We start from the raw sequence: 12,545 nt of genomic DNA, 5'->3' as shown, positions 1-12,545 counted from the left end.
GCGCGGCTTGCCCTACCATCTAGTGAGTGCACTGGGTGGAGGAGGCCTGCATCATGGAACGTATCGACGAAATCATCAGTTTCTGGACCCATGAGGTGGGTGAGAAGAACTGGTATCAATCGAGCGAAGAGATCGATGCGGCGATCCGCAGGCGCTATGCGCCGCTCTGGCAGGTCGCAAGCGGCAATTCCCTGACCGACTGGAGCACTGAGCCGCGTGGCGCGCTTGCGCTCTTGCTGCTGCTCGATCAGTTCCCGCGCAACATGTTTCGCGACGATCCGCGCAGCTTCGCAACCGATCCGCTCGCACGCCGCCATGCGGATCGCGCGATTTCGGCGGATCTCGATCTGAAAATCGACCCGCCGCTGCGGCAGTTCTTCTACCTCCCCTTTATGCATTCCGAGGATCTTGCCGATCAGGACCGGGCCATCGCGTGTTTCCGCGACCGTTGGCCGTCGGAAGACAACCTGCGCCATGCGCGCGCCCATCGATCCGTGATCGAGCGATTTGGCCGTTTTCCGTGGCGCAATGAAGCACTTGGACGTGATACAACGCCCGAAGAGGCTAGATATATTGAGCAAGGCGGCTATCGTCAGGCCTTGCAAGAGCTTGACCAGTTGAACGCAGCTGTAAAATAGTTTAATGCCAAACCAGTTTCTGACCGGAGGGAAGACATGGCATCGAAAACCTACGATATGATCGTGATCGGCTCAGGCCCGGGAGGCTATGTCAGCGCCATCCGCGGCGCGCAACTGGGCCTCAAAGTCGCGATCGTCGAACGTGAGCACATTGGCGGTATCTGCCTCAACTGGGGCTGCATCCCGACCAAGGCGCTTCTACGTTCGGCCGAAGTTTTCCATCTGATGGAGCGCGCCAAGGACTTTGGCCTGAGCGCTGAGAAGATCGGCTACGATCTGGACGCGGTGGTCAAACGCTCGCGCGGGGTGGCCAAGCAGCTGTCCTCGGGCGTCTCGCATCTGATGAAGAAGAACAAGATCGACGTCGTGATGGGCGCGGGCAAGCTTGCCGGTAAAGGCAAGGTTTCGGTCAAGACCGACAAAGGCACCGAAGAGTTGAGTGCCAAGAATATCGTGCTCGCGACCGGTGCGCGCGCGCGCAACCTTCCGGGTCTTGAGGCCGATGGCAAGCGGGTCTGGTCCTACAAGCACGCGCTGCAACCGCCGCATGAGCCCAAGAAATTGCTCGTCATCGGCTCGGGCGCGATTGGCATCGAATTTGCCAGCTTCTTCAACACGCTGGGCGCAGAGACCACCGTCGTCGAGGTGATGGATCGCGTGTTGCCCGTCGAGGATGAAGAAATCTCGAAATTCGCCAGGAAGCAGTTCGAGAAGCAGGGCATGAAGATCCGCGAGAAGACGACCGTGACCAAGCTCGACCGCAAGGCCGACAAGGTGATCGCGACGCTTGAGGCGGGCGGCAAGACCGAGACGCTCGAGGTCGACACCGTGATCTCTGCCGTGGGCATCGTCGGCAATGTCGAGGATCTGGGCCTTGAGGATCTGGGCGTGAAGATCGACCGCACCCATGTCGTGGTGGATGAATATTGCCGGACCGGCGTGGACGGGCTCTATGCCATCGGCGACATCGCCGGTGCGCCGTGGCTGGCCCATAAAGCGAGCCATGAAGGTGTGATGGTGGCCGAGCTGATCGCGGGCGAGCATGCCCATCCGGTCAAGCCGGGCTCGATTGCCGGCTGCACCTATTGCCAGCCGCAAGTGGCCTCTGTCGGCATGACCGAGGCGAAGGCGAAAGAGGCGGGCTACGACGTCAAGGTCGGTCGCTTCCCCTTCATCGGCAATGGCAAGGCGATTGCTCTGGGCGAGCCCGAGGGTTTGGTCAAGACTGTGTTCGACGCCAAGACCGGCGAGCTGCTGGGGGCCCACATGGTCGGTGCCGAGGTGACCGAGTTGATCCAGGGCTATGTCGTCGGGCGTCAGCTTGAGACCACCGAGGAAGACCTGATGCAGACCGTCTTCCCGCATCCGACGCTGAGCGAGATGATGCACGAGTCGGTGCTCGACGCTTACGGCCGCGCGATCCATTTCTAAACTGTGGTTTGACGGATCAAACAGACATGACAGGCGGGGCGCTGATGCGTTCCGCCTGTTTCTTTTCGGAGGAAGAGTGGCGGGGCGGCTGGCCCGTCAGGCGCTCGTTCGTGCGATGAGCTTGCCCTTGAAGGCGCGGTCGAAATCGCGGTCTTCGCTGCTTTCCAGAACATCGACCAGATATTCGGCCATCTCGGTCAGGGGCTGGCGATAGGTGGTCAGCGCGTAATTCGGGCTCTGGCACTGGGGCACGTCATCGAAGCCGGTCACCGCAATATCCTCGGGAATGCGCAGGCCAAGCTTATGGCGGATCACGTCAATCGCGCCGATCGCCAGCGCATCGTTTTCGCACACAAGAATATCGGGCATCTCGGCGCGCGGGCGTCCGGTGAGCACGCGGGTAACGACCTGCTCGGCGAGGATCGGGTCATAGGCGGGCACCTCTGCCGATTCAGGGATCGTGCCGAAGCGGGCCTCCCAGCAGCCCAGAAAGGTCTCTTTGCGCAGAAGATGCGCGGAATAGGTGCGCGGTCCTGCCAGAAAAAGCGGGCGGCGATAGCCATGTTCGGCGACGTATCCGGTTATTTCCTGCATCGCGGAGGCATCATCGACCGCGATTGAGATCGTGTTGGGATGGCGCGAGGTGCGCGCGAAGATGATGAGCTTGTGAAACCGCCGGGCGTGGAGCGCGGTTTCGAGCACTTCGTCATCGAACTGGATGCCGATCAGGATCGCGGCATCGACCCGGCGTTGGCTCGCGTTCAGGATTGCATGGCCCGCATCGGCGCGATCGAGCGTGTTGACCAAAAGCGTGTCCCAACCATGTTTGCGCAGGATGCGGGTCAGGCGCTCCATCATCACCAGCTTATGCGGATTGGCGAAATCATCGACCAGCAGCGCCACAAGGTTCGAGCGATCCGAGGCCAGCGCTGCGGCACGCAGATCGGGCACGTAGCCAAGCTTGTTGGCCGCCTCCATGACCTTGCTGCGGGTCTTGGGCGAGATCGAGGCGTCTTTCTTGAAGGCCCGGTTGACCGTCCAGCGCGACACGCCAATCGCCTCGGCCACGTCATCCGCGGTGATGTTGCTTGCGAGATTAGGGCGGCGGACGTCAGGCATCGGGCTCTCCTTCCGAACCGATTTAGCAGCTTTCTTCTCAACATACACACAGAAACACGCGGGAGTTATGTGATTTTGCACACGGGTGCAAAAATATATTGCACGCGCGTGCAAAAGGCCGGATGTTAACGTCAGTCATCGGTCGAGTCGGGCCGATTCTGGGAGGAACGCATGTTAAAAGTCGGGTTGCTGGGCGCTGGCCGTATCGGTCAGGTCCATGCGGTGAACATTGCCGCACACGCGGGGAGCACGCTGGTCGCGGTTTCGGATGTGAACGCGGAGGCGGCGCAGGCCGTGGCCGTCAAATACGGGGCGAAAGCGGCGGCGTCCGAAGACATCATCGCCGATCCCGAGATTGACGCCGTGCTGATTGCGACCTCGACCGATACGCATTCCGAGTTGATGGAGAAGGCTACCGCTGCGGGCAAGGCAGTGCTATGCGAAAAGCCCGTCGATCTGTCGCTGGAGCGCGCGAAAGTCTGTCTTGCGGCGGTCTCAAAGACCGGGCAGCCGGTGATGGTCGGCTTTAACCGTCGGTTTGACCCGAATTTCGGGGCTCTGCGGGCGGCTGCTCTTGCGGGCGAAATCGGCAAGCCCGAGCTGCTTTCGGTCACGTCTTTCGATCCCGCGCCGCCGCCAGTCTCTTATATCAAGGTCTCGGGCGGTCTGTTTCGCGACATGATGATCCACGATTTCGATATGGCGAATTTCCTGATGGGAGAAGCCCCGGTCGCCGTGCGCGCGGTGGGCTCGTCGATTGTCGACCCCGAGATTGGCGCTGCTGGCGATGTGGATACGGCGGTCGTCACGCTGAGCTATGCCGATGGGCGGATCGCGGTGATCAAGAACTCGCGCCGTGCGGTCTATGGCTACGATCAGCGCGTGGAGCTTCTGGGCTCGGAAGGGCTTTTGAACGCCGCCAACATGCTGGAGAACACGGTGTCGAAATCGACCGTCGCCGGGGTCAGTTCGGCCAAGCCCACCTATTTCTTCCTTGAACGCTACATGCCCGCCTATGCGGCGGAATGGGACGCTTTCGTGCGCGCGCTGGTCGAGGGACGCCCAATGCCGGTGACGCTGGAAGATGGCGTGGCCGCGCTTGCGATGGCCGAGGCTGCAACGAGATCCGCCAAGACGGGAGAGGCCGTCGATTTGGCGCAGTTCTGAGGGCGCAGGCCCCGGAGCGCAACGAAATCGCGGGCGCGTGCAATGCGCCCGAGATGTAAGGCCGAGCCAATCGGTCAGGCCGCATGCACGGATCATGGAGGAGCGTCATGCGGTGTCAAACGGAGAGAAAAACTGGGAGGTTTGAATGAAACATTTTCTGCGTGCCGCGATTGCGGCAACCACGGTGGCCTTCGCGGCACCGGCCTTTGCGACCGACATCATCGTCGTCAGCCACGGTCAGGCAAATGACCCGTTCTGGTCGGTCGTGAAGAACGGCGTTGAGCAGGCAGCCAAGGATACCGGCGTCAATGTCGAGTACCGCTCGCCCGAGACCTTCGACATGGTCGCGATGAGCCAGCTGATCGATGCGGCGGTCAACCAAGATCCCGACGGGCTTGTCGTCTCGATCCCCGATGCCGATGCGCTCGGGCCATCGATCAAGCGCGCGGTTGCGGCAGGCATTCCGGTGATCTCGATGAATGCGGGCTCGGATGTGTCGAAATCCTTGGGGGCGCTGCTGCATGTCGGTCAGGACGAGTTCACGGCAGGTGAGCGCGCGGGCGAAAAGCTCAAAGAGATGGGCGGCACGAACGCCATCTGCGTCAACCAAGAGGTCGGCAATGTCTCGCTCGACCAGCGCTGCGCGGGCTTTGCCAAGGGCTTTGGCGGTCAGGTGAAAGTGCTGCCGACGACCAATGATCCGGCCGATATCGAGGCCAAGGTGCGGGCCGCTCTGCAATCTGACACCTCCATCGACACCGTCTTGGCGCTTGGGGCTGCCACTGCAGGTGAGCCTTCGGTCAAAGCGGTCAAGGCGCTTGGCGATGGGGGCGGCAAGATCAAGGTCGCAAGCTTCGATCTTTCGCCGGGCTTCCTCAAGGCAGTTGAAGATGGCGATGCGGCCTTCGCAATCGACCAGCAGCAATATCTTCAGGGCTACCTGCCGGTCTCGTTCCTCGCACTCGACGCGAAATACGGCCTGATCCCGGCGTCGAATGTCGCTTCGGGTCCGAACCTGATCACCAAGGACAAAGCCGCTCAGGTGGTCGATCTGTCCGCCAAGGGCATTCGCTGATCCGCACAGGATCAAAGGCGACACAGGGATGCGCGCTGCTTATGCGAGCCGCGCGCATCCCGACCGGCGCCGCCACAAAGCGTTACAGAGCGATGCGCCGCGCTGCAGATTTCTCAGGGAGTGTAAGATGCCAGCCGACTCCACGGTTACCGATGAACGCGTGCGACAAGAGACCGTCCTTGCGCGTCTTATGAAGCGGCCCGAACTGGGCGCGATTGCGGGGCTCGTTCTTGTGACGATCTTCTTTATGTTCACCGCGAACGGGGCGATGTTCACCCTCTCGGGGGTCATGAACTTCCTTACTCCCGCCGCCCAGCTTGGCATTCTGGCCATCGGCGCATCGCTTTTGATGATCGGCGGCGAGTTCGACCTCTCGATCGGCTCGATGGTGGCCTTTGCGGGCATGATCTTTGGCGCGCTCGTGGTCAATCTCGGCCTGCCGCTGATCGTGGCCATTCCCGGCACGCTGGTCTTTGCGGGGCTGATGGGCGTGGTGAACGGCCAGTTGGTGATCCGCACCGGGCTGCCCTCATTCATCGTGACACTTGCCTTTCTCTTTATTTTGCGCGGCCTTTCGCTGGTCGGGCTGAAATACATCACCGGCGGCTCGACCCAGCTGCGCGGCGTGCGCGATGCGGTGGGCGATGACTGGCTCGCGCCGTTCTTCTCGGGCGATGCCTTCACCGGATTGTTCTCGACGCTCGCCAAATGGGGCTGGATCGACACGTTCAAATCGGGTGCCCCGAAAGTGCCGGGCGTGCCGGTCGAGATCTTGTGGTTCATCGGCATTGCGCTTGTGGCGACCTGGGTCTTGCTGCGCACCCCTGCGGGCAACTGGATTTTCGCAGCCGGTGGTGATCGCAACGCGGCCTCCAATTCGGGCGTGCCGGTCAATCGGGTAAAGACCACGCTTTTCGTCGTGACCGCCTGCTGCGCGGCCCTCGTTGCGATCATGACCGTGATCGATGCGGGTTCCACCGATGCGCGGCGCGGTTTCCAGAAGGAGTTCGAGGCGATCATCGCGGCGGTGATCGGCGGCACCTTGCTGACGGGGGGCTATGGCTCGGCCATTGGTGCGTTCTTCGGGTCGATCATCTTCGGCATGGTCGTGATCGGGCTGACCTATACGACGATTGATCAAGACTGGTTCCAGGTTTTCCTGGGCGGAATGCTGTTGCTCGCGGTGATCTTCAACAACGTGATCCGCAAGCGCGTGACGGGGGAACGCTGAAATGGAACAGGCAACCGCAATCCACAGCGGCGATCCCGCCACCACCAAGCCCATCCTCGAGATGCGCGGCATCAAGAAGCACTTTGGCAATGTGATCGCGCTGGCGGGCGTCAGTTTCGACATCCGCCCCGGCGAGTGCCATTGCCTGCTGGGCGATAACGGCGCGGGCAAATCGACCTTCATCAAGACGATGTCGGGCGTGCACAAACCGACCGAGGGAGAGATCCTGTTCGAGGACAGGCCGATGAATTTCGCCAGTCCGCGCGACGCGATGGAGGCCGGGATCGCCACGGTGTTTCAGGATCTCGCGATGATCCCGCTGATGAGCGTGACCCGCAATTTCTTCATGGGCCGCGAGCCCACGAAAGGGGCAGGGCCCTTCAAGCGCTTCGATGTGAAACATGCCAATGAGGTCTGCATCGAGGAGATGCGCAAGATGGGCATCAATCTGCGCGGCCCCGATCAGGCGGTGGGGACATTGTCGGGCGGCGAGCGCCAGACGGTCGCCATTGCACGCGCGGTCTATTTCGGCGCGAAAGTGCTGATCCTCGATGAGCCGACCTCGGCGCTTGGCGTGCGTCAGACCTCGAACGTGCTGGCCACGATCGACAAGGTGCGCAGGCAGGGCATTGGCGTTGTCTTCATCAGCCATAACGTGCGCCACGCGCTGGCGGTGGGTGACCGGTTCACCGTGCTCAATCGCGGCAAGACACTGGGCACGGCGGGCAAAGGCGAGATCACGCCCAACGCGCTGCAGGACCTGATGGCGGGGGGCCAAGAGATGGCGCAGCTTGAGGGCTCGCTCGGCGGCACGGTCTGATATTGCCGGGCGCGGCGGCAAGGTCGCGTCCGATCCACTGGACTTTCAAAGACGGAGAGCGACATGTCGCGTCCATTGCCCGCAAAATCGCTCGGGATCGCGCTGATCGGCACGGGCTTTATGGGGAAATGTCACGCGATGGCGTGGCGCAATCTGGCCACCGTGTTCGGCGGCGCCCATCCACGCCTTGAGATCCTGTGCGATCTGCCCGCCGAGCAGGCGGAGCGTTACGCCGCGCAGTTTGGCTTTGCGCGTGCAAGTTCCGACTGGCAGGCGAGCTGTGCCGATCCTGCGGTGGATGTGGTTTCGATCACCGCGCCCAACGGCTTGCATCGCCCGATGGCAGAGGCCGCCTTGCGCGCGGGCAAGCATGTCTGGCTGGAAAAGCCGATGGCGCTGACGCTTGCGGATGCGCAGGCGATGGCTGATCTGGCAGGCGCCCATCCGGGGCAGGTGACGATGCTGGGCTATAATTATCTGCGCTCGCCTGCCTTCCAGATGGCGCGCAAGCTTGTCTCGGAGGGTGTGATTGGGACGCCGCGCGCCTTTCGGGGCGTCTATGATGAAGACTATTCCGCCGACCCGCTCCTCCCGTGGTCTTGGCGGATGACGAGCGAGGCTGGCGGCCTTGGCGCCTTGGGCGATCTGGGCTGCCACCTCGTCTCTCAGATGGTCGCGCTGATGGGACCGGTGGAGGAGCTGACCGCGATGACGCAGATCGCGATCCCCGAGCGCAGCTCTCCCGACGGTCCCAAGCCCGTCGAGAACGAGGATAGCGCGATGGCGCTCATTCGCTTTGCCAGCGGCGCGCAAGGCTCTTTTGCCACGTCGCGCGTGGCACGGGGCCGCAAATGCCGCCTGCAATGGGAGATTCACGGCTCTGAAGGCACTCTCGTTTTCGATCAGGAGAGCATGAACGAGCTTTGGCTGCATCGCGTGGGCGAGGCGGGGTTCACCCGGCATTTGACCGGCCCCGATCAACCCGATTTCGCCGCCTTCTGCCCGGCACCGGGGCATAATTTTGGCTTTAACGAACAGAAAGTGATCGAGGCGCGCGACCTGAGTGCGGCCATTGCGGGCGGGGCCAATCCGGGCCCGGATTTCGCAGCCGGTCTGGAGATCGAGAAGGTGATCCACGCGATGGCACGCTCAAACGGACGCCCGATCCGCATCGGAGATATGGCATGAAAGACCTCGACGTGATCACGATTGGCCGGGCCGGCGTGGATTTATATGGCGCGCAGATCGGCGGGCGGCTGGAAGATATGGGCTCGTTCGAGAAATATATCGGTGGCTCGCCCACAAATATCGCCTGCGGGACGGCCCGGCTGGGGCTGAAATCGGGGCTGATCACGCGGGTCGGCGACGAACATATGGGCCGCTTCATCCGCGAGCAATTGCTGCGCGAGGGTGTGGATGTGAGCGGTGTGAAAACCGACCCGGAGCGGCTGACCGCGCTGGTGATCCTCGGCATTCGCGACGAAGAGCAGTTTCCGTTGATCTTCTACCGCGAGAACTGCGCCGATATGGCGCTGAGCGAAGAGGATATCGATGAGGCGCTGCTCGCGCGGACGCGCAGCGTGCTGGTCACAGGTACCCATCTGAGCCATCCGCGCACGCGGGCGGCGGTGGTCCGCGCGCTGGAGCTGGCGCGGGCGCAGGGTGCCAAGACCGCGCTCGATATCGACTATCGCCCGAACCTCTGGGGCGTGGCGGGTCATGGCGATGGCGAGAGCCGGTTTGTCGAGAGCGCCGAGGTGACGGCCAAGCTGCAAGAGGTGCTGCATCATTTCGATCTGATCGTGGGCACCGAGGAGGAGTTTCACATCGCGGGCGGCTCGACGGACACGCTGGCGGCGCTGCGCGCGGTGCGCGAGGTCTCGGGCGCGACGCTGGTCTGCAAACGCGGGGCCGCCGGCGCGGTGGCCTTCGAGGGCGACATTCCCGAAAATCTCGATGACGGGCAAACCGGTCCGGGCTTCCCGATTGAGGTGTTCAACGTGCTGGGCGCGGGCGACGGGTTCTTCTCGGGGCTGATGAAGGGCTGGCTCGATGGCGAGAGATGGCCGAAGGCACTGGAATACGCGAACGCCTGCGGGGCGTTTGCGGTCTCGCGCCATGGCTGCACGCCTGCCTATCCGTCGCTGAGCGAGCTGGAATTTTTCCTCAAGCGCGGTGTGACACAGCCCGATCTGCGCAACGATCCAGAGTTGGAGCAGATCCATTGGTCGACGACGCGCCACACCCGCTCGCGGCCCGATTGGGACGAGTATCGCATCTTTGCCTTCGATCATCGGATGCAGCTTGAAGAGATGCCGGGCTACAGTCTTGAGAAGGGCGGCGCCTTCAAGGAACTGTGCCTCAAGGCCGCGCAGCAGGTGCAAGCCGGGCGCGCTGGCTACGGGATTTTGTGCGACGACCGGATCGGGCGCAAAGCGCTGCACGCGGCCTCGGGCTCGGGCCTGTGGATCGGGCGTCCGACCGAGCTGCCCGGTTCGCGCCCGATCGCGCTTGAGCGTGAGCTCGGCCCCGATTGCGGCGGCCTCGCCCAATGGGCACGCGAAGAGGTGGTGAAGCTTTTGGTCTTTTGCCATCCGGATGACGATGCCGAAACCCGGGCGCGCCAAGAGGCGGAGGTCAAGCGGCTGTTCACAGCCGCGCGGCGCAACGGGCTGGAGTTTTTGCTCGAAGTGATCCCCTCCAAGGTGGCTCCGACAGATGCTGACACAACCGCCACGCTGATCCGGCAATTCTATGAGATCGGCGTCTATCCGGACTGGTGGAAGCTGGAACCGATGGCGGATGCGAAAGCCTGGGCGAAGGCCGTGGCCGCTATCGAAGCGTATGACCGCCACACGCGCGGGATCGTGGTTTTGGGGCTCGATGCGCCCGAGGCCGAACTGGCCGCAAGTTTCGAGGTGGCGGCGGGCTTTGATCTGGTCAAAGGCTTTGCCGTGGGCCGCACGATCTTTGGCGATGCGGCACGGGGCTGGATGCAGGGAGAGATCAGCGATGCCGATGCCGTGGCTCAGATGGCCAGCCGCTTCGCGCGGCTGTGCGAGATATGGGATAAGGCGCGGGCTGCGGCCTCTGCGTGAGATGCGCGCGGGGAGGGGGCTCTGCCCCCGCGGCGTGGCCGCCCCCCGGGATATTTGAACGAAGTCGAATTTAAGGGCTTGGGTCCTTTGGAGGTACGTAAGATGAGCGAGACGATCCGGCTGACCGCCGCACAGGCGATGGTGAAGTGGCTCTCGGTGCAGATGACCGAGGAGGGTGTGCGGTTCATCGACGGGATGTGGGCGATTTTCGGTCATGGCAATGTGGCGGGGATCGGCGAGGCGCTGCATGCCTACAGGGACGTGTTTCCGACGTGGCGCGGGCAGAATGAGCAGACGATGGGCCATGCCGCGATTGCCTATGCGAAAGGCCATAAGCGCAGGCGCGCGATGGCTGTGACTTCGAGCATTGGGCCGGGGGCTACGAACCTTGTGACGGCGGCGGCGCTTGCGCATGTGAACCGGCTGCCGATGCTGATCGTGGCAGGGGATGTGTTTGCCACGCGGCGTCCCGATCCGGTGCTGCAGCAGGTCGAGGATTTCGATGATGGCACCGTATCGGCCAATGACTGTTTCCGCCCGGTGTCGCGCTATTTCGACCGGATCGCGCGGCCCGAACAGCTTCTGAGCGCTTTGCCGCGCGCGCTGCGGGCGATGACCGACCCGGCCAATTGCGGCCCCGCCGTGCTGGCGTTTTGCCAAGATACGCAGGCGGAAGCCTTTGACTACCCGGTGGCGTTCTTCGAGCCGCGCGTCTGGCGCATGCGCCGTCCGGCCCCCGATGCGGGGGAGCTGGCCCGCGTGGCCGAGATGGTGACGGCGGCCAAGCGTCCGGTTATTATTGCGGGCGGCGGCGTGATCTATGCGCAGGCCGAGGCTTCGCTGGCAGATTTCGCCACCGCGCATCAGATCGCGGTCGCAGAGACGCAGGCCGGCAAATCGGCGCTGGATCAGGACCACCCGATGAGCTTTGGCGCGGCGGGCGTGGATGGCTCGGCTGCCGCAAACGCAGCATTGCAGGCCGCCGATCTGGTGATCGGGGTCGGCACGCGGTTGCAGGATTTCACCACCGGCTCGCGCACGTTGCTGAGCGATGGGGCCAAGCTCGTCTCGATCAATATCCACGGCTATGACGCGGCCAAGCACGGGGCGGAAAGTCTTGTGGCCGATGCCAAGGTCGCGCTGGAGATGCTGAGCGCGGCGCTTGGCGATTATCAGGCCGAGGCCCCCGATGCGGAGGCCCGCAAAGACTGGCTGCGCGCGGTCGATGCCTATTGCGCGCGTCCCGAGGATCAGGCGGCCAAACCCACCGATGGTCAGGTGATCGGCGCGGTTCAGCGGGCCACGGGCGTGGATGCGGTGGCGATGTGTGCCGCAGGCACGATGCCGGGCGCGCTCAAGCTTTTGTGGAAGCCCTCTCAGGGCGGCTATCACATGGAATATGGCTTTAGCTGCATGGGTTATGAGATCGCGGGCGCGATGGGGCTCAAGCTTGCGCAGCCCGAGCGCGAGGTGATCTGTTTCGTGGGCGATGGCAGCTACATGATGGCCAATTCGGAGCTGGCGACGGCGGTGATGCGGCGCGTGCCGTTCACGGTCGTGTTGACCGACAACCATGGCTATGGCTGCATCAACCGTTTGCAGACCTTGGGCTGCGGCGGCGAGGCGTTCAACAACATGTATGTCGATTGCGCCATCGAGGCTCAGCCCGAGATCGACTACGCGGCCCATGCAGCGGCGATGGGCGCGCATGCGGTGAAGGTCGCGGGCACGGATGCGCTTGAGGCCGAGATCAGGGCGGCGCGGGGGCGCGAGATCCCGACCGTGATCGTGATCGAGACCGATGCGCGTGATTTCCCCGGCACCGGGCTTGAGACCAGTGCAGGCGCGCATGGTGCCTTTTGGGAGGTTGCGGTACCCGAGGTGTCAGATCGCCAAAAACAACGCGACCGCTTCGCACAATACCTGAGCCAGATCGCCAATGCGCAACTGGTGAATTGAGGAGACC

General features: G+C 63.0%; 10 protein-coding genes. 9 read left to right on the top strand and 1 reads right to left on the bottom strand.

Annotated features, from left to right (window positions below):
- Positions 1-53 precede the first annotated feature (53 nt).
- Both DL1_RS12550 and lpdA read left to right on the top strand, forming a co-directional pair.
- Positions 54-638, top strand: coding sequence for a DUF924 family protein (locus DL1_RS12550; protein WP_038066754.1), 585 nt, complete (start codon positions 54-56; stop codon positions 636-638).
- Between the two features lie 36 nt (positions 639-674).
- On the top strand, positions 675-2,069 hold the full coding sequence (gene lpdA / locus DL1_RS12545) for a dihydrolipoyl dehydrogenase (protein WP_038066751.1): 1,395 nt from the start codon (positions 675-677) through the stop codon (positions 2,067-2,069).
- A 96-nt stretch (positions 2,070-2,165) separates the two neighbouring features.
- On the opposite strand, the gene DL1_RS12540 is transcribed toward lpdA, so the two are convergent.
- A complete protein-coding gene (locus tag DL1_RS12540; RefSeq protein WP_051693530.1) occupies positions 2,166-3,188 on the bottom strand; it encodes a LacI family DNA-binding transcriptional regulator in 1,023 nt (340 codons plus the stop codon).
- A 171-nt stretch (positions 3,189-3,359) separates the two neighbouring features.
- On the opposite strand from DL1_RS12540, the gene iolG reads away from it, so the two are divergent.
- The 7 genes from iolG to iolD all read left to right on the top strand — a co-directional run bounded on the left by iolG (position 3,360) and on the right by iolD (position 12,538).
- Positions 3,360-4,355 carry an inositol 2-dehydrogenase gene (gene iolG, locus DL1_RS12535; protein WP_038066748.1) on the top strand — a complete coding sequence of 332 codons (996 nt, stop codon included), beginning with the start codon at positions 3,360-3,362 and terminating at the stop codon, positions 4,353-4,355.
- A 145-nt stretch (positions 4,356-4,500) separates the two neighbouring features.
- A complete protein-coding gene (locus DL1_RS12530) occupies positions 4,501-5,430 on the top strand; it encodes a sugar ABC transporter substrate-binding protein (protein ID WP_038066745.1) in 930 nt (309 codons plus the stop codon).
- A 127-nt stretch (positions 5,431-5,557) separates the two neighbouring features.
- On the top strand, positions 5,558-6,661 hold the full coding sequence (locus tag DL1_RS12525) for an ABC transporter permease (RefSeq protein WP_038066742.1): 1,104 nt from the start codon (positions 5,558-5,560) through the stop codon (positions 6,659-6,661).
- Between the two features lies 1 nt (position 6,662).
- Positions 6,663-7,481: an ATP-binding cassette domain-containing protein gene (locus DL1_RS12520; RefSeq protein WP_038066739.1), complete on the top strand. Its 819-nt coding sequence runs from the start codon at positions 6,663-6,665 to the stop codon at positions 7,479-7,481.
- A 63-nt stretch (positions 7,482-7,544) separates the two neighbouring features.
- Positions 7,545-8,669 carry a Gfo/Idh/MocA family protein gene (locus DL1_RS12515; protein WP_038066737.1) on the top strand — a complete coding sequence of 375 codons (1,125 nt, stop codon included), beginning with the start codon at positions 7,545-7,547 and terminating at the stop codon, positions 8,667-8,669.
- Positions 8,666-10,579 (top strand): bifunctional 5-dehydro-2-deoxygluconokinase/5-dehydro-2-deoxyphosphogluconate aldolase, encoded by a 1,914-nt coding sequence (locus tag DL1_RS12510; RefSeq protein ID WP_038066735.1) that lies wholly within the window; start codon positions 8,666-8,668, stop codon positions 10,577-10,579. Before DL1_RS12515 ends, DL1_RS12510 begins: the two co-directional genes overlap by 4 nt.
- 102 nt (positions 10,580-10,681) lie before the next feature.
- Positions 10,682-12,538 carry a 3D-(3,5/4)-trihydroxycyclohexane-1,2-dione acylhydrolase (decyclizing) gene (gene iolD, locus DL1_RS12505; RefSeq protein ID WP_038066732.1) on the top strand — a complete coding sequence of 619 codons (1,857 nt, stop codon included), beginning with the start codon at positions 10,682-10,684 and terminating at the stop codon, positions 12,536-12,538.
- The last annotated feature ends 7 nt before the right edge of the window (positions 12,539-12,545 follow it).

The sequence above is a fragment of the Thioclava dalianensis genome (assembly GCF_000715505.1).
In the GTDB taxonomy this organism is placed as follows: Bacteria; Pseudomonadota; Alphaproteobacteria; order Rhodobacterales; family Rhodobacteraceae; genus Thioclava; species Thioclava dalianensis.
The sequence above is the reverse complement of the archived record's forward strand: the minus strand, read 5'-3'. Positions and strand labels throughout refer to the sequence as shown.

What these genes read in the sequence shown, in the direction of transcription:
- iolD (WP_038066732.1), top strand. Translation starts at nt 10,682, where the DNA reads ATGAGCGAGACGATCCGGCTGACCGCCGCACAGGCGATGGTGAAGTGG.
- DL1_RS12540 (WP_051693530.1), bottom strand. Translation starts at nt 3,188, where the DNA reads ATGCCTGACGTCCGCCGCCCTAATCTCGCAAGCAACATCACCGCGGAT.
- lpdA (WP_038066751.1), top strand. Translation starts at nt 675, where the DNA reads ATGGCATCGAAAACCTACGATATGATCGTGATCGGCTCAGGCCCGGGA.
- DL1_RS12550 (WP_038066754.1), top strand. Translation starts at nt 54, where the DNA reads ATGGAACGTATCGACGAAATCATCAGTTTCTGGACCCATGAGGTGGGT.
- DL1_RS12530 (WP_038066745.1), top strand. Translation starts at nt 4,501, where the DNA reads ATGAAACATTTTCTGCGTGCCGCGATTGCGGCAACCACGGTGGCCTTC.
- DL1_RS12520 (WP_038066739.1), top strand. Translation starts at nt 6,663, where the DNA reads ATGGAACAGGCAACCGCAATCCACAGCGGCGATCCCGCCACCACCAAG.
- iolG (WP_038066748.1), top strand. Translation starts at nt 3,360, where the DNA reads ATGTTAAAAGTCGGGTTGCTGGGCGCTGGCCGTATCGGTCAGGTCCAT.
- DL1_RS12525 (WP_038066742.1), top strand. Translation starts at nt 5,558, where the DNA reads ATGCCAGCCGACTCCACGGTTACCGATGAACGCGTGCGACAAGAGACC.
- DL1_RS12515 (WP_038066737.1), top strand. Translation starts at nt 7,545, where the DNA reads ATGTCGCGTCCATTGCCCGCAAAATCGCTCGGGATCGCGCTGATCGGC.
- DL1_RS12510 (WP_038066735.1), top strand. Translation starts at nt 8,666, where the DNA reads ATGAAAGACCTCGACGTGATCACGATTGGCCGGGCCGGCGTGGATTTA.